Annotated in this window: 15 protein-coding genes; 10 read left to right on the top strand and 5 right to left on the bottom strand. The window is 72.6% G+C overall.

From position 1 onward, the window contains the following. Positions 1-114 precede the first annotated feature (114 nt). Complete coding sequence (locus ACZ404_RS31210; RefSeq protein WP_468445699.1) at positions 115-930, bottom strand: peptidoglycan recognition protein family protein; 816 nt, start codon at positions 928-930, stop codon at positions 115-117. A 199-nt stretch (positions 931-1,129) separates the two neighbouring features. On the opposite strand from ACZ404_RS31210, the gene ACZ404_RS31205 reads away from it, so the two are divergent. Then, positions 1,130-2,323 (top strand): MarP family serine protease, encoded by a 1,194-nt coding sequence (locus ACZ404_RS31205; protein WP_468445697.1) that lies wholly within the window; start codon positions 1,130-1,132, stop codon positions 2,321-2,323. A gap of 19 nt (positions 2,324-2,342) precedes the next feature. On the opposite strand, the gene ACZ404_RS31200 is transcribed toward ACZ404_RS31205, so the two are convergent. Continuing rightward, a complete protein-coding gene (locus ACZ404_RS31200) occupies positions 2,343-2,831 on the bottom strand; it encodes a GNAT family N-acetyltransferase (protein ID WP_468445695.1) in 489 nt (162 codons plus the stop codon). Between the two features lie 82 nt (positions 2,832-2,913). Between ACZ404_RS31200 and ACZ404_RS31195 the strand changes: the two genes are divergently transcribed. Together ACZ404_RS31195 and ACZ404_RS31190 are read left to right on the top strand one after the other, a co-directional pair. After that, the gene (locus ACZ404_RS31195; RefSeq protein WP_468445693.1) at positions 2,914-3,810 is read left to right on the top strand and encodes a TIGR01777 family oxidoreductase; all 897 of its coding nucleotides are present in this window, start codon (positions 2,914-2,916) and stop codon (positions 3,808-3,810) included. 216 nt (positions 3,811-4,026) lie between these two features. Further along, entirely contained in the window at positions 4,027-5,391 is a 1,365-nt protein-coding gene (locus ACZ404_RS31190) for an NAD(P)/FAD-dependent oxidoreductase (RefSeq protein WP_468445691.1), read from the top strand. A gap of 106 nt (positions 5,392-5,497) precedes the next feature. Here ACZ404_RS31190 and ACZ404_RS31185 read toward each other — a convergent pair whose 3' ends face one another. Beyond that, a complete protein-coding gene (locus ACZ404_RS31185; RefSeq protein WP_468445689.1) occupies positions 5,498-6,964 on the bottom strand; it encodes a regulator in 1,467 nt (488 codons plus the stop codon). A 238-nt stretch (positions 6,965-7,202) separates the two neighbouring features. Between ACZ404_RS31185 and lipB the strand changes: the two genes are divergently transcribed. The 4 genes from lipB (at position 7,203) to ACZ404_RS31165 (ending at position 10,286) form a co-directional block, all read left to right on the top strand. Continuing rightward, on the top strand, positions 7,203-8,000 hold the full coding sequence (gene lipB / locus ACZ404_RS31180; protein ID WP_468445687.1) for a lipoyl(octanoyl) transferase LipB: 798 nt from the start codon (positions 7,203-7,205) through the stop codon (positions 7,998-8,000). Between the two features lie 121 nt (positions 8,001-8,121). Then, on the top strand, positions 8,122-9,087 hold the full coding sequence (gene lipA, locus ACZ404_RS31175) for a lipoyl synthase (RefSeq protein ID WP_468445685.1): 966 nt from the start codon (positions 8,122-8,124) through the stop codon (positions 9,085-9,087). Positions 9,088-9,300: 213 nt separating this feature from the next. Next, on the top strand, positions 9,301-9,498 hold the full coding sequence (locus ACZ404_RS31170; RefSeq protein ID WP_468445683.1) for an SCO2195 family GlnR-regulated protein: 198 nt from the start codon (positions 9,301-9,303) through the stop codon (positions 9,496-9,498). Between the two features lie 86 nt (positions 9,499-9,584). Then, positions 9,585-10,286, top strand: coding sequence for a DUF4191 domain-containing protein (locus tag ACZ404_RS31165; protein ID WP_468445681.1), 702 nt, complete (start codon positions 9,585-9,587; stop codon positions 10,284-10,286). A 103-nt stretch (positions 10,287-10,389) separates the two neighbouring features. On the opposite strand, the gene ACZ404_RS31160 is transcribed toward ACZ404_RS31165, so the two are convergent. Beyond that, positions 10,390-10,857, bottom strand: coding sequence for an RDD family protein (locus ACZ404_RS31160; protein ID WP_468445679.1), 468 nt, complete (start codon positions 10,855-10,857; stop codon positions 10,390-10,392). A gap of 208 nt (positions 10,858-11,065) precedes the next feature. Here ACZ404_RS31160 and glnA point away from each other — a divergent pair, with 208 nt between their 5' ends. Next, on the top strand, positions 11,066-12,475 hold the full coding sequence (gene glnA / locus ACZ404_RS31155; RefSeq protein WP_468445677.1) for a type I glutamate--ammonia ligase: 1,410 nt from the start codon (positions 11,066-11,068) through the stop codon (positions 12,473-12,475). A 137-nt stretch (positions 12,476-12,612) separates the two neighbouring features. On the opposite strand, the gene ACZ404_RS31150 is transcribed toward glnA, so the two are convergent. Beyond that, positions 12,613-12,843, bottom strand: a complete 231-nt coding sequence (locus ACZ404_RS31150; protein ID WP_468445675.1) for a hypothetical protein — start codon at positions 12,841-12,843, stop codon at positions 12,613-12,615. Between the two features lie 277 nt (positions 12,844-13,120). Between ACZ404_RS31150 and ACZ404_RS31145 the strand changes: the two genes are divergently transcribed. Both ACZ404_RS31145 and ACZ404_RS31140 read left to right on the top strand, forming a co-directional pair. Then, positions 13,121-13,378, top strand: a complete 258-nt coding sequence (locus ACZ404_RS31145; protein ID WP_468445673.1) for an SCO2583/SCO2584 N-terminal domain-containing protein — start codon at positions 13,121-13,123, stop codon at positions 13,376-13,378. Between the two features lie 21 nt (positions 13,379-13,399). Next, the gene (locus ACZ404_RS31140; RefSeq protein WP_468445767.1) at positions 13,400-14,815 is read left to right on the top strand and encodes a hypothetical protein; all 1,416 of its coding nucleotides are present in this window, start codon (positions 13,400-13,402) and stop codon (positions 14,813-14,815) included. The last annotated feature ends 33 nt before the right edge of the window (positions 14,816-14,848 follow it).

Raw genomic sequence — 14,848 nt, 5'->3', positions numbered from 1 at the left:
AAAGGTTGTACACGTGAGCGAAAGATTCACTTCACCTGTGGTTGCGCATCCGTCTCGCGTTACGGAATGAGCAGTTCTGCTTCCGCCGTCCACTTCCGTCGGCTGCTGCGTCGGCTACTCCCGTCGGCCCTGGAGCCGGGCCGCTCTTTCCCGGATGGCCGGCAGCTGTGCGGCCAGGGCAGCGCCGGGGCAGCTCGTCCGGTAGGCGTCGCTGTGACCCGCCACGGCCGGAAGCGTGGTCGGGGTGCCCGCCGCGAAGCGGCTGTTGCCGTTGCTGGAGACCAGGGTCACGCCCGAGCGCGGGTCGACACCGGCCAGGCCCAGCTTCCAGGCGGCCAGCGCGGCGATCGCGTCGGTCATCGCGCGCGGCACGGGGACGCCGGCGGGGAAGCTGCCGAGGGCGGCGATGCCGGCGGTGCGGTGGTTGAAGCCCTGGGTGTGGGCGCCGGTGACGGGCCGGTCGACGCCGCCTGCGCGGCCCTCGTAGATGGTGCCGCAGCGGTCGACGAGGAAGTTGTAGCCGATGTCGTCCCAGCGCTGCAGCCCGGTCTGGCCGCTGTACAGGGCGCGGATGAGGCGCGGGGCGTCGCTGCACGCGTAGTCGTTGGGCGAGTCGGTGTGGTGGACGAAGACGGCCACGACCTGGTCGTCGTAGCGCGGCGGCGGCTGGGTGCGCCGGGCGGTGGCCGGGTCCAGCCAGGCGGAGCGGGGCAGGATGCGCGGCCGGGCGGCCTGGTGGGCCTCCGGGGGGCGCAGCGCGGTCGGGTGGGTGAGCCGGACCGGCACGGGCCGCTCGAGCCCGCGCGTGAACACCGCGAGGGCCATGACGGCGGTGACGACGGGCAGGCAGCCGAGCAGCAGGAGCACGGCGCCGGGGATGCGCGCGGTCCGCTGTGTCCGTGCCCCCCGCGCTCTTCGGAAGACACGCATGATCCCACTGTCGGGCCGACCGGCCGCGCGCGCGATGTGTGCTGTGCCACCCGGTGGAACCATCGTCCTGGTCCGGGACGTTTCCGGGGGTATACGCACACGTGGCCGGTTCGCCGTCCGGTGGCCGCCCGACCGCGTGTGGAACTGATCATCGGGCCCGCTGCGCCCGTATAAGGGGGTCCGAGAGAAAGGCGGCTCAGTGGACCTGCTCGACCTGGTGCTTGTGCTGGTGGTCCTCGCCTACGCGGCGTCCGGATACCGGCGTGGGCTGGTCGCCGGATGTGTGTCGCTGGCCGGGTTCGTGGGCGGCGCCGTCGTCGGCGTGTGGGTGCTGCCCTGGGTGACCGGTCTGGTGACGCGCGGGTCGGCGGAGGCGACCGTTCTGGCGGTGCTGACGGTGCTGGTGCCGGGCATGGTGGGGCACGAGCTGGCGGGCCGGCTGGCGCTGCGGCTGCGGCGCGAGCTGGACCGGGAGGGCCGGGGCCCGCTGCGGGTGGCCGACGGGATAGGGGGTGCGGCGGCCAACTCGGTGGCGGTGCTGATCGTGGCGTGGGTGGCGGCGAGCGTGCTGGGCGCGTCGTCGTCGCAGACGCTGACGACGGCGATCCGGAACTCGGCGCTGCTGGGCGCGGTGCAGGAGACGATGCCGGAGACCACTCCGGTGTGGTTCTCCCGGGCCACGTCGGCGCTGACCGAGGCGGGCTTCCCGCAGGTCTTCAACCCGTTCGAGAACGAGTCGACCGCCCGGGTGGCCCGGCCGTCCGGCGACAGCGTGACGCCGGCCGCGACGAACGCCGCCAAGCTGAGCACGGTGAAGATCGAGGGCGCCATCGGCACCGAGGGCCGCGAGGGCAGCGGCTTCGTCTTCTCCGCCCGGCACGTGATGACGAACGCGCATGTCGTGGCGGGCATCGACCACCCGAGCGTGCAGGTCGGCGGGGTCGGGCGGTCGTACCCGGCGCGGGTGGTGCTCTTCGACCCGGACCGGGACGTGGCGGTGCTGTACGTGCCGGAGCTGCGCGCGCCGGTGCTGCGGTTCGACGCGAGCGCGGTGCGCGGGGACGCGGCGGTGGTCGCGGGCTACCCGCAGGACGGCAGCCTGAACCTGCAGGCGGCGACGGTCGGCAACCGGGTGCAGGCGCGGGGCCAGAACATCTACGGCAACCGCACGGTCACCCGGGACATCTACGCGATCCGCTCCACCGTCCGTCCGGGCAACTCCGGCGGCCCGCTGCTGACCACCGACGGCCGCGTGTACGGCGTGGTCTTCGCCCGCTCCACCTCCGACGCGGAGACGGGGTACGTGCTGACGGCGGACGAGGTGTCCGGGGACGCCGGGCGCGCGGCGAGGGCCACGGCGCCGGTGGACACGGGGCATCTGGTGACGTCGTAGGGCCCGGAACCCGGCGTGCTCACAGGGAGCGCCCCATGAGGACGTCGTCGACGTACCGGCCCTCGAGCAGGAACTCCTCGGGCAGCACGCCCTCGACCACGAACCCCTCGGACGCGTAGAGGGCACGGGCGGGGGCGTTGTGCCCGAGCACCCGCAGGGTGATGCGGCGCGCGCCCTGCTCGCGCGCCCGGGCGATCGCGGCCCGGATCAGCGCCCGCCCCACACCCCGTCCGCGGGCCGCGTCGGCCACGGCCAGGCCCTGGATCTGGCGGACATGGGCGTTGCAGACGAGCGGTGTGGCGGCCACGACGCGGATGTAGCCGGCGAGGCGCCCGTCGACCTCGGCGACGAGGTGGTCCTGCGGCAGGTGGCGCTCGTCGAAGAAGGGCGGGTACGGCGGCGTCGGCGCGGGCATGACCGCGTGCAGCGGGGACCAGGTGGCCCGGTCCAGGAGCGCCAGCTCCTCGGCGTCCTCGGGCCGGGCGGTGCGTATGAGGGGCTGCGGCATGCGGCTCACCCTACGACCCCCGGATCGGGTGCCTCACCGGCGTTTACGCGGAACCTGCGGGTCAGGAGCGCATGCTGGGATCATGGAACGGTCGAGAATCGCGGTGGCCGGCGCGTCCGGTCTCATCGGCAGCGCCCTGGTGCGGTCCCTGACGGCGGACGGGCACGAGGTGGTGCGCCTGGTCCGCCGGGCGCCCCGGGGGGCCGGGGAGGTCCGCTGGGACCCGGAGCGGCAGCAGGTGGACGCGGCCGGGCTGGCCGGCTGCGACGCGGTGGTGAACCTCGCCGGTGCGGGGATCGGAGACCGGCGCTGGACCCCGGAGTACAAGCGGCAGCTGCGGGACAGCCGGGTGCTGGGCACGGCGGCGCTGGCGGAGGCGGTGGCCGCGCTGGACACGCCGCCGCGGGTGTTCCTGAACGGCAGCGCGATCGGCATCTACGGCGACACCGGCGACCGGGTCGTGGACGAGGACGCGCCGCCCGGGGACGGCTTCCTGCCCTCGCTGTGCGTGGAGTGGGAGGAGGCGGCGGCGCCCGTCGAGGAGGCGGGCGTGCGGACGGTGTTCCTGCGCACGGGGCTGGTCGTCGGGAAGGGCGGCGGGGCCTGGGGGCGGCTGTTCCCGCTGTTCCGGGCGGGGCTCGGGGGACGCCTGGGCGACGGGCGGCAGTACTGGTCGTTCATCGCGCTGCACGACGAGGTCGCCGCGATCCGGCATCTCATCGACGACGACACACTGTCCGGGCCGTTCAACCTGACCGCGCCCGAGCCCGTGACGAACCGCGCGGTCACCGAGGCGATGGGGCGGGTGCTGCACCGGCCGGCGCTGTTCGCGGTGCCGGCGCCGGTGCTGCGGGCGGTGCTGGGCGAGATGGCCGGTGATGTGCTGGGCAGCCAGCGGGTGGTGCCGCGGCGGCTGCTTCGGTCGGGGTTCACGTTCGCGTTCCCGGGCATCGAGGATGCGATTCGCGCCGCGGGGTGAGACGGTGACCGGTGGGTGACTTCGTGGGCCGCTGCGGCGCGGCTGGGAGAGTGGCGAACGTCTGTGACCGTATGCGACCTCTATGCGACCGTGCCCTGTCGATGCGCGACTGTTCCTGACCGATCACGGCCCTACCCTCGAGCCGAACTCGGGTATCCCTGGAGCCTGTTGGGGGCATGACGTCTCCACCGGCCGCGCAACCACAGGAGGGGCCTCGTGCTTGAGCCCGCGTACCAGGTGGACGTCGTCATCGTGGGAGCCGGGATCGCCGGACTCTCGGCGGCTCATCGGCTCACCAGCGCAGGAATCGCCACCGCAGTCCTGGAGGCCGCCCCGTACACGGGCGGCCGCATGTCGACCGAGAAGGTCGACGGCTTCCGGCTCGACCGCATCGGACAACTGCTGTCCACGTCGTATCCCGAACTCCGCCTCACCCCGGGGCTCGGCGCGCTCGGCCTGCGCCGGTTCGCGCCCGGCGTGCTGCTGCACCGGGACGGCCGCATGCACCGCGCGGGCGCACCGGCGGCCGGAGGGAGCGCGCGGGGCGCACTGCATGTGGTGCGCGCCCTGGCGAGCGCCCCCAGGGGTCCGGCGTCGTCGCCCGGCCGGACCGGTGCGCCGGTGGGCGGCGCGGTCGACCAGGCGCGGCTCGGGACCGCGCTGGGCCGGATCGCCGCCACGCCCGTCGAGCGTCTGCTGTCCCGACCGGAACTGCCCGCCGCACGGGCTCTCGCGGCGCGCGGAGTGCCGACCCGGACGATCGACGGCTTCCTGCGGCCGCTGCTCGCAGCGCTGCTGTGCGACCCGGAGCTGACCACGTCCAGCCGGTGCGCGGACCTGGCGCTGCACTCCTTCGCGAGCGGTCGGCTGTGCGTGCCGGAGGGGGGCGCGGAGGCGCTGCCGGAGCTGCTGGCCGGCGCGCTGCCGCCCGGGACGGTGCGCACCGGGGTGCGGGTCACGTCCGTGTCCACGACCTCGGTGACCACCTCCGAGCACGGGGTGATCCGCTGCCGTGCGGTGCTGCTGGCGACCGACGCGCGGGCGGCGGCCGAGCTGCTGCCGGGGCTGCGGGTACCGGACTTCCACCCGGTGACCGTGGTCCACCACACCACGGACGAACCGGCGGCGGCGTTCGCGACGGGCACGTCGCTGCTGCTGGACGCGGACCGCGGGGGGCCGGTGGCGCACACCGCGGTGGTCAGCAACGTCGACCCGAGCCGGGCACCGGCCGGGCGGGTGCTGATCTCCTCGACGGTGCTGGGCACGCCGCCCGACGGGGTGGACACCGCCGTGCGCATGCACCTGGCGCGGCTCTACGGCACCTCGACGCGCCGCTGGGAGACCCTCGCGGTCCACCACACGCCCGAGGCCGTCCCCGTCATGCGGGCTCCGCACGACCTGCGCCGCCCGGTACGCCTGCTGGCCGGCCTCTACGTCTGCGGCGACCACCGGGACACCAGCACCGTCCAGGGCGCCCTCCACTCCGCCCACCGCGCCGCCTCGGCCATCCTCACCGACCTGGGCGCGAAGGGCTCCCTGCACACCGCGGACCCGACCCCGACACTGCCGAAGGCGGCATGACCGCCGCCCCGCAGGAGCCGAGGGTCGGAGGGTCACCCGGCACCGCCGGCCGGCGGTGCCGGACCCGGGCCGGCCCCGGCTCGCCCGCGCCCCCGCTCGGCGCCCCTCAGCCCAGCGCGGCGACCCTCTCCCGGTAGCCCCGCACGGGCCCCGCGTCCTTGTACGGCTCCAGGCGCCGCTCGAAGTCCCTGATGTACTCCACGGCGCGCACGGACCGCATCTCGGCGGCCTGCCCGGCGGCCTCCGCGGCCAGCACGCACGCCTGGTCGAGTTCGCCGAGCCCGAGCCGGGCGGTGGCGAGGACGACCCGGCAGAACAGACGGCTGCGTGCGAAGGCGGGCGCGCGCAGCTGCAGGGACCGCTCGGCGTGCTGCGCGGCCGCCCGGAACTGCTGCAGATCCCGGTGGCAGTGCCCGAACTCGTCGGCGAGCTGCGCCTCGTCGAAGAACCGCGCCCAGTACGGCACCTCGTCCCCGGGCCGGGCCGCCTCCAGGGCGCGCTCGGCCCGCACCAGCGCCCCGGTGCACGCCCGCACCTCCCCGAGCACCCCGTGCGCGCGGGCCTCGGCGGCGTGCAGCAACGCCTGCACCACCGGCGGCGCCCCGCTGCCGACCCCCTGCTGGGCGACGCGGGCGAGCTGCACGGCCTCCCTGCCGTGCCCCAGGTAGACGGCCTGCCGGCTCATCGTGACCAGCACGTACGAGCCGTACGCCCGGTCGGCGGCCGCCTGGGCGAGACGCAGCGCCTGCACGAAGTACCGCTGGGCGAGCCCGTGCGCGGCGATGTCGTACGACGTCCAGCCGGCGAGCCGGGTGAGGCCCGCGGCCGCCGCGAACAGGCGGCGGCCGGTCTGCTCGTCGTAGGTGCCGCGCAGCATCGGCTCGCACTCGTGCTCCAGGTACCGCACGAGGGCCTGGCGTGCGTGCCCGCCGCCGTACTGGTCGTCCAGGGTGCGGAACAGTTCGCCGACCGAGCGCAGGGCAGCGATGTCCCCGCCGGTGACCCGGTGCCCGGGCACGCGCTCGGAACCACCGCGCGGGCGGGACGGCGCGGGGACGGCCTCCAGCCGCTCCTTGGCGGTGCCCGCGCGGACCTGCGCGGGCACCCGGGGCGGGCGCTCGCGGGCCACCCGGTCGTCGGCCTTGCCGATCAGCCAGTCCCGGCTCGGCACCACGAGCCCCGCCGGAGTGAAGGCGATCTTGCGCAGCTCGGCGTGGCTGCCGGAGTCCTTGCGCCACAGCCCGCTGACGATGTCGACGGCCTCCTCCGGGGTGGCCGCGAACTCCAGCCCGGCGTACACCGGAGCACACGCCTCCAGGCCGAGGTCCTGCGCGGTCAGCCTGCGCCCGAGCCGGCGCGTGAACACCTCGGCGATGAGGGCGGGCGTCGTGCCCCGGGGCTGCTGCCCGCGCAGCCAGCGGGTGACCGAGGTCTTGTCGTATCTGAGGTCCAGCCCGTGTTCCAGACCGAGCTGGTCGACGCGACGGGCCAGTCCCGCGTTGGAGAACCCCGCTTCTGCGATGAGCGCGGCGAGCTGGCGGTTGGGGGTGCGCTGCGCGGGTCGGTCCGTCATCTGCGGTGCGGTCTCCTGCCTTCCGGTCATCTGAAGTGCCGGTATTGCCTGTGAGCTGCCCTTTTGGCCTCACGAACGGCGCGAATGTAGCGGAGAGTGAGCAGGCGATCGCACCTTTCGCCATGCATTCATCCGATCGTGTGAGGATTGCCCGCAGGGCTGACGTAGGCCGTTCGGACGTACAGTGGCGTGGGCCCGTTACAGGCCTGACACCGGTTCGCTGAGGGAGGCGCTTGCCGTGAGTGAGTTGCGGTTCGTCCGCATGGGGTTCGGTGCGGATGCCGTCGATTACCAGGAGGCGTGGGACGAGCAGCGCCGGGTCCACGCGGCCCGGTTCGCCGACGAGGTCCCCGACACCGTGCTGCTCCTGGAGCACCCCCCGGTGTACACGGCGGGCCGGCGCACCGAGGACAGCGAGCGCCCGCTGGACGGCACCCCGGTCATCGACGTCGACCGCGGCGGCAAGATCACCTGGCACGGCCCCGGCCAGCTGGTGGGCTACCCGATCCAGAAGCTCCCGCGCCCGGTGGACGTGGTCGCGCACGTGCGGCGCCTGGAGGAGGCGCTGATCCGCACCTGCGCGGAGTTCGGCCTGGAGACCACCCGGGTCGAGGGCCGCAGCGGGGTGTGGGTGCTCGGCGACCCTGTCGAGCAGCGGCCGGCGCTCGGCGGGCTGTCCCTGGACTTCGACCCGCGGCTGCAGGACGAGGAGTTCGACCCCCGCCTCAACGGCCCGGAGTACGCCCCCTCCAACGCGGGCCAGCGGCGCGAGGACCGCAAGATCGCCCAGATCGGCATCCGGGTGGCCAAGGGCGTCACCATGCACGGCTTCTCGTTCAACGTGAACCCGGACATGAAGTGGTTCGACCGGATCATCCCGTGCGGCATCCGGGACGCGGGCGTCGCCTCGCTGGCGGGCGAGCTGGGCCGGGACGTCACCATCGACGAGGTGCTGCCGGTCGCCGAGCGGCATCTGCGGGACGTGCTGGAGAACGCGGACCTGAAGCCGCGGGTGATCGAGAAGGCGACCGCCTGACCACCGTCACCTGACCAAGGGAATGCGCCCTGCGACCGCGAGGTTGGCCTCACCGGCAGGGCGCCACAAGCACGGGCGTACGCTGGGTACGCCGAGGAATCGAAGTCACAGGGAGCCGGTCGTGTCCGCAGTCTCACCCGACGGACGCAAGATGCTGCGCCTGGAGGTCCGCAACAGCCAGACCCCCATCGAGCGCAAGCCCGAGTGGATCAAGACCCGGGCGAAAATGGGCCCCGAGTACACGAAGATGCAGAACCTCGTGAAGAGCGAGGGCCTGCACACGGTCTGCCAGGAAGCCGGCTGCCCCAACATCTACGAGTGCTGGGAGGACCGCGAGGCGACCTTCCTCATCGGCGGCGACCAGTGCACCCGGCGCTGCGACTTCTGCCAGATCGACACGGGCAAACCCGAGGCGCTGGACCGCGACGAGCCGCGCCGCGTCGGCGAGTCCGTGGTCACGATGGACCTCAACTACGCCACGATCACCGGCGTCGCCCGCGACGACCTGGAGGACGGCGGCGCCTGGCTGTACGCCGAGACGGTGCGCCAGATCCACGCGCAGACCGCCGGCCGCGAGGCGGGCCGCACCAAGGTCGAGCTGCTCGCCCCCGACTTCAACGCGATCCCGGAGCAGCTGGCCGAGGTCTTCTCCTCGCGCCCCGAGGTCTTCGCGCACAACGTCGAGACCGTGCCCCGGATCTTCAAGCGCATCCGCCCCGGCTTCCGCTACGACCGCTCGCTGAAGGTCATCACGGCCGCCCGTGACTACGGCCTGGTCACCAAGTCGAACCTCATCCTCGGCATGGGCGAGACCCGCGAGGAGGTCAGCGACGCGCTCAAGCAGCTGCACGAGGCAGGCTGCGAACTGGTCACGATCACGCAGTACCTGCGCCCCTCCGTGCGCCACCACCCCGTCGAGCGCTGGGTGAAGCCCCAGGAGTTCGTGGAGCTGAAGGAGGAGGCCGAGCAGATCGGCTTCTCCGGTGTGATGTCCGGCCCGCTGGTGCGCTCCTCGTACCGCGCGGGGCGGCTCTACCGGATGGCCGTGGAGAAGCGCGGCTCCTTCGCCGCCACCCAGGCTGTGTGAATTCGCGCACAAGCGCTTACTGGCCAGTAATGGCCGAGTCGACGCGGTCCCTGCCGTCCTCGCTGATCAGGGCGGACATCGGGGCCGCGTCGGCGTTTCGGACGGCGTATCAAGGGTTCATGGGCGTTTGACCGGTCGGTCACGCCCTGGTAACACCAAACAGTGACTCTGGTATCACGCCCCGTACACCCGATCCGAGGGGGGACCTCGATCATGCAGGCCGCGCCCGTACGCGCCACCGCCATTCCGTCCTTCACCGACGCGCTCCGCGCCGTCGAGTCCCTGCTGATGAGCAGCGGCCAGCGCACCGCCCGCCGCAACGCCTGGACCTCCGTGCTGGAGGACCGCCGCCGCGCCAAGGACCGCGTCGAGGCGCAGCGCGTCCTCGAGCAGGCCGCCGCCCGTTCCTGAGCCCCGTGCGCTCCCGGAACCCCTGAACCTCCTCCCGCGGGCACTGCCGTCGTCGTCACTCCCGGGGGCCACGTAGACTTCGTGGCATGGCGAGGAAGGAAACCGCGGCGGACGCCGCGAACGCAGGGCGACTGAAGCAGATCGCCCTCACGTACAAGATGACCCGCAAGGCCGACAAGAAGATCGGTCTTGTACTCGCGGCCGTCGGCATCGGCACCCTCGGTGTCTTCCTCGCGATCGGCTTTCTGATCGGCCACCCGATCTATCTGGGCATCCTGGGCCTGTTCCTGGGCTTCCTCGCGACGGCGATCGTTTTCGGCCGCCGGGCCGAGCGGGCCGCCTTCGGTCAGATGGAGGGCCAGCCGGGCGCCGCCGCGGCCGTGCTGGACAACGTCGGCCGGGGCTGGACGACGACCCCGGCGGTGGCGATGAACCGCAGCCAGGACGTGGTGCACCGGGCGGTCGGCAAGGCCGGCATCGTGCTGGTCGCCGAGGGCAACCCGAACCGGGTGAAGAGCCTGCTGGCCGCCGAGAAGAAGAAGATGAACCGCATCGTGGCGGACGTGCCGGTGCACGACGTGATCGTGGGCAACGGCGAGGGCCAGGTCGAGCTGAAGAAGCTGCGCACGACCCTGCTGAAGTACCCCCGGGTGCTGACCGGCCCGCAGGTCACCGCCACCAACGACCGGCTGCGCGCGCTGGGCGACCTGATGAGCAACATGCCGCTGCCGAAGGGGCCGATGCCGAAGGGCATGAAGCTGCCCAAGGGCGGCCCGCGCGGCCGCTGACCCCGCCCGTCCACGACGAAGGGGGCGCCCGGATCACTCCGGGCGCCCCCTTCGTCGTGGAGGCGCGCGCTCGTACCGCCGGCGGTACGAGCGACGAGCGCCCCTAGATCCGGACCTCGACGGTCCGCGCCAGCCGGTCGTGCAGTCCCCGGCCGTCCCGGTCCCAGATCAGCGCCGGAATCGCCAGGCACAGCAGGACCGTGCGCAGCAGGGAGCGCATCGGGCTGACCGTGCCGGTCTCCAGGGCCACGACCCGGATGCCGAAGAGGCGCTTGCCCGGGGTGAAGCCGACCGTGCCGACCGTGAGGGCGCTCAGCACGAAGAAGATGAGCAGCGCCCAGTTGCTGGTGGCGGGGCTGTAGCCGTCGGTGATCAGGCCGTATGCGATCAGCACGCACAGAGCCCAGTCCAGGGCCAGCGCCCCGAGCCGCCTGCCGGGCCGGGCGATCGAGTTCGGCCCCTCCTGCGGCAGACCGAGCTGCTCGCCCCTGTATCCGAAGTCGGCACCGGCTTCTTCCATGGCCGCGCGCGGCCCGGACAGCCACGATCCCATTGCTTGCCTGTTGTCCACGGGTCAACGGTACTGCGCCCGAAATCGGGCAGGGCGCCGAGGGGTGGGCGGGGCTACGGTGGAACCGTGACCGGTTAACTTCTGCGAAACAAATGGGTCACGCCCGAGAAATCACCCGTCCCTAGGGTCGAGGGCAGCGTGTGCCACCGCACTGGCCGCACGAACGATCTACCACCCCGGCGGCACGGTCGGGAGTAGGAGGAGCTGGATGTTCCAGAACGCCGACGAGGCCAAGAAGTTCATCGCGGACGAGGACGTCAAGTTCGTCGACGTCCGCTTCTGCGACCTGCCGGGCGTCATGCAGCACTTCACGGTGCCCGTTGAGGCGTTCGACCCGGACGAGGAGCTCGCCTTCGACGGTTCGTCGATCCGCGGCTTCCAGGCCATTCACGAGTCCGACATGGCCCTGCGCGCCGACCTGTCGACGGCCCGCGTGGACCCGTTCCGCCGCGACAAGACCCTCAACATCAACTTCTTCATCCACGACCCGATCACGGGCGAGCAGTACTCCCGCGACCCGCGCAACGTGGCGAAGAAGGCCGAGGCGTACCTCGCCTCCACCGGTATCGCGGACACCGCCTACTTCGGTCCCGAGGCCGAGTTCTACGTCTTCGACAGCGTGCGCTTCGCGACCAGCTCGAACGAGTCCTTCTACCACATCGACTCCGAGGCGGGTGCCTGGAACACCGGCGCCCTGGAGAACAACCGTGGTTACAAGGTCCGCTACAAGGGCGGCTACTTCCCGGTGGCGCCGGTCGACCATTTCGCCGACCTGCGCGCCGAGATCTCCCTGGAGCTGGAGAAGTCCGGCCTGAAGGTCGAGCGCCAGCACCACGAGGTCGGCACCGCGGGCCAGGCCGAGATCAACTACAAGTTCAACACGCTGCTCGCCGCCGCCGACGACCTCCAGCTCTTCAAGTACATCGTGAAGAACGTGGCCTGGCGCAACGGCAAGACCGCGACCTTCATGCCGAAGCCGATCTTCGGTGACAACGGCTCGGGCATGCACGTGCACCAGTCGCTGTGGAGCAACGGCGACCCGCTGTTCTACGACGAGGCCGGCTACGCGGGCCTGTCGGACACCGCCCGCTACTACATCGGCGGCATCCTCAGGCACGCCCCGTCGCTGCTGGCCTTCACCAACCCGACGGTGAACTCGTACCACCGTCTGGTGCCGGGCTTCGAGGCGCCGATCAACCTGGTGTACTCGCAGCGCAACCGCTCCGCGGCCATGCGTATCCCGATCACGGGCTCCAACCCGAAGGCCAAGCGCGTCGAGTTCCGCGCGCCCGACTCCTCCGGCAACCCGTACCTGGCCTTCTCGGCCCTGCTGCTCGCGGGTCTGGACGGCATCAAGAACAAGATCGAGCCGGCCGAGCCGATCGACAAGGACCTCTACGAGCTGGCTCCCGAGGAGCACGCCAACGTGGCCCAGGTCCCGACCTCGCTGAACGCCGTTCTCGACGCGCTCGAGGCCGACCACGAGTTCCTCCTCCAGGGCGACGTCTTCACGTCCGACCTGATCGAGACGTGGATCGACTTCAAGCGCACCAACGAGATCGCCCCGCTGCAGCTGCGTCCGCACCCGCACGAGTTCGAGCTGTACTTCGACGTGTGATCGACGCCGTCGTACGCGCGCCTGCGCTGACGTGCTGAGGGCCGCCACCGGATCGCTCCGGTGGCGGCCCGCGCCCGTCCTACGGCTCCTGTCCTACGGCTCCTGCGACGGGAATGCTCTGGCCCTTCTGACCGCTGTCACGCCACCACGACCACGACAACAGGGATGGTGCCGAAGTTGTTGTGGAAGAAGTCGTTGCGGTCGAAGCAGTTGTTCCCCCAGTTGTTGAAGAAGCAGCCACGGTTGGTCGTGACCTGGCTCGGGGTGGCTGCCGACGCGGTCCCTGCCGTGCCGATCGCGGCTCCGCCGGCCATCAGCACGCCGACGGCGGAGAGTGCGGCGAGACGCCTCGCGCGATGTGCTTTCATGGATCCACCTTCCTTCCATCCCTCGTGCGGCTTGGGGGCACGAGACGGATGGCCCGCGACACTCGGAGTGACGAGTCGGGCGCGGTCGTAGGGTGTGCCGCACGAGTACGAGATGCAGGGGCGGTCGGTCTGGGCACCCCTCGGTGCGGCTCTCACCTTCAGATGCTAGCCGCCCGGCGGCCAGGCAGCATCCTGGGCAACCTTTTGCCCTTCCCAGGCTTCCTATTCTCGGGGGATCATCCTCCTGGCTCTGTCCGACGAGAGAGGTTGAACGGGGATGACTGAACAGGACGACTGGCAGCGCGAGTTCGATCACAGATGGGCGAACTCCGCCGAGCACAAGGAACCCTCCGCACGGGCCCGGATGCTCGCCGCCCGCTGGAGGGAGAACCCGCCGGACCCGGCCCCCTTCCGCGCCGACCCCGGCCCCGCGACCCCCCGCCGCTCGTCCTGGGTCTCCACCGTCGTGGTCCTCGGCTGCGTGGCCGCGGTGATAGTCCTGCTCGGTTACGCCCAGATGCGCTCGCCGTACTGACGGCAACGGGACGTGGGAGACCTGCAGGAGGGAATCCTGGCCGCGCGCCGACTCGCCGAGGGCGCCGCGCTGCCGGACGTACTCGCCACCGGCGACCCGGCGGCCTGGCCGGCACTGGACGAGGGGGTACGGGCCGACCCCTGGTTCGTGCCGTCGTGCACCGGCCCCGCCTGGGACGAAACGGCCGGCGGACGCACGCTGACCGCGCGCCTGCGCGGCCGCAGGCGTTCCCTGACCGCCGTCCTGCGCGGCGACGACCCGCTCACCGAGTCACAGCTCGCGCTCGCCCTGTGCCATCGCGACGGCCGCATCCGCCACTGGGCGCTCGGGCACGTACCCGGGCACCCGGCACTGCTGCCGCTGGTGGTCATCCGGTGTGCCGACTGGGCCGAACCGGTACGCGAGCGGGCCAGGAAGCTGCTCGCCGAGGCCCTGGACGCGGAGGCGGCCATCCGGCTCGCCCCACTGGCCCGGCGCCTCGGCGACCGCCACCGGGGCGACTTCGCTCTCGGCCTGGTCGGCGAGGTGCTGCGGTCGGCACCCGGGGAACGCCTCGCCGCGCTCTTCTCCTCCCCCGATCGGCCGGTACGCCGGTTCGCGTACGGCCTAGCCGTCGAGGCGGGGCGTCTCACCGCCGCCGAGCTGGCCCGCGCGGCCGCCGGGGACGACGACGCCGTCGTACAGACCCGGTGCGCCGAGGCCGCGCTCGCCGCCGTGACGGAGGAGAACGCGGAGGACGTCCTGGAGGCGCTGCTCGGCGCTCGCGGTCCCCGGGCCCGGTCCGCCGGGGTGACCGCGCTGCGGCGGCTCGGGCGGCCGGAGCGGGCCGTCGGGTTCCTGGCGGACCGGTCGGCGCTGGTGCGGGCCTGTGCCCGGTACGTCCTGCGGCAGTACGGCACCGATCCGCTGCCCTGGTACCGGGAGCGGTGCGCCGGCCAGGACGACCCGGACTTGGCTCCTGGCGCCGTCATCGGGCTGGCGGAATGCGGGGCGCGGGCGGACGCCGAGCTGTTGTGGCCGCTGCTGGACCATCCCGTGGCGGGCGTGCGGGCCAAGGCGGTGGCCGGGCTGCGGACGCTGGACGTGACGGACGTCGAGCGGATGCGCCGGCTGCTGGACGATCCGGCGCCCGGGGTCGTCGGCGAGGCCACCCTGGCGCTGCTGCCGTCGGCGGGACTGCTGCCGGAGGCGTGGCTGGCGAGGCGACTGGAGGGCGGCCGGCCGCGGTGGGTACGGGTGTCGGCGTACCGGCTGCTGGACGCGCAGGGTGAGCCGGCCCGGCTGCGGGCGAGCGTCGCACTGCTCGGCGACCCGGACGACCGGATGCGGGTGCGGGCCGAGGCCGTCGTGCGGCGGCGGCTGCGGCAGAGGCCGATCGGCCCGGGCGAGCCGGAGATCGTGGAGCTGCTGGCTCGGGCCAGCTCGCTTCTGGGATGAGGGGCCCCGCGGTGCGCGAAAGCCTTTGCTGGG

Source organism: Streptomyces sp. NPDC030798 (genome assembly GCF_055572275.1).
The sequence above is the reverse complement of the archived record's forward strand: the minus strand, read 5'-3'. Positions and strand labels throughout refer to the sequence as shown.

Excerpts from the sequence above, each read along its gene's own strand:
- ACZ404_RS31210 (WP_468445699.1), bottom strand. The coding sequence starts at position 930 with ATGCGTGTCTTCCGAAGAGCGCGGGGGGCACGGACACAGCGGACCGCG.
- ACZ404_RS31200 (WP_468445695.1), bottom strand. The coding sequence starts at position 2,831 with ATGCCGCAGCCCCTCATACGCACCGCCCGGCCCGAGGACGCCGAGGAG.
- ACZ404_RS31195 (WP_468445693.1), top strand. The coding sequence starts at position 2,914 with ATGGAACGGTCGAGAATCGCGGTGGCCGGCGCGTCCGGTCTCATCGGC.
- ACZ404_RS31185 (WP_468445689.1), bottom strand. The coding sequence starts at position 6,964 with ATGACGGACCGACCCGCGCAGCGCACCCCCAACCGCCAGCTCGCCGCG.
- ACZ404_RS31170 (WP_468445683.1), top strand. The coding sequence starts at position 9,301 with ATGCAGGCCGCGCCCGTACGCGCCACCGCCATTCCGTCCTTCACCGAC.
- ACZ404_RS31165 (WP_468445681.1), top strand. The coding sequence starts at position 9,585 with ATGGCGAGGAAGGAAACCGCGGCGGACGCCGCGAACGCAGGGCGACTG.
- glnA (WP_468445677.1), top strand. The coding sequence starts at position 11,066 with ATGTTCCAGAACGCCGACGAGGCCAAGAAGTTCATCGCGGACGAGGAC.
- ACZ404_RS31150 (WP_468445675.1), bottom strand. The coding sequence starts at position 12,843 with ATGAAAGCACATCGCGCGAGGCGTCTCGCCGCACTCTCCGCCGTCGGC.
- ACZ404_RS31145 (WP_468445673.1), top strand. The coding sequence starts at position 13,121 with ATGACTGAACAGGACGACTGGCAGCGCGAGTTCGATCACAGATGGGCG.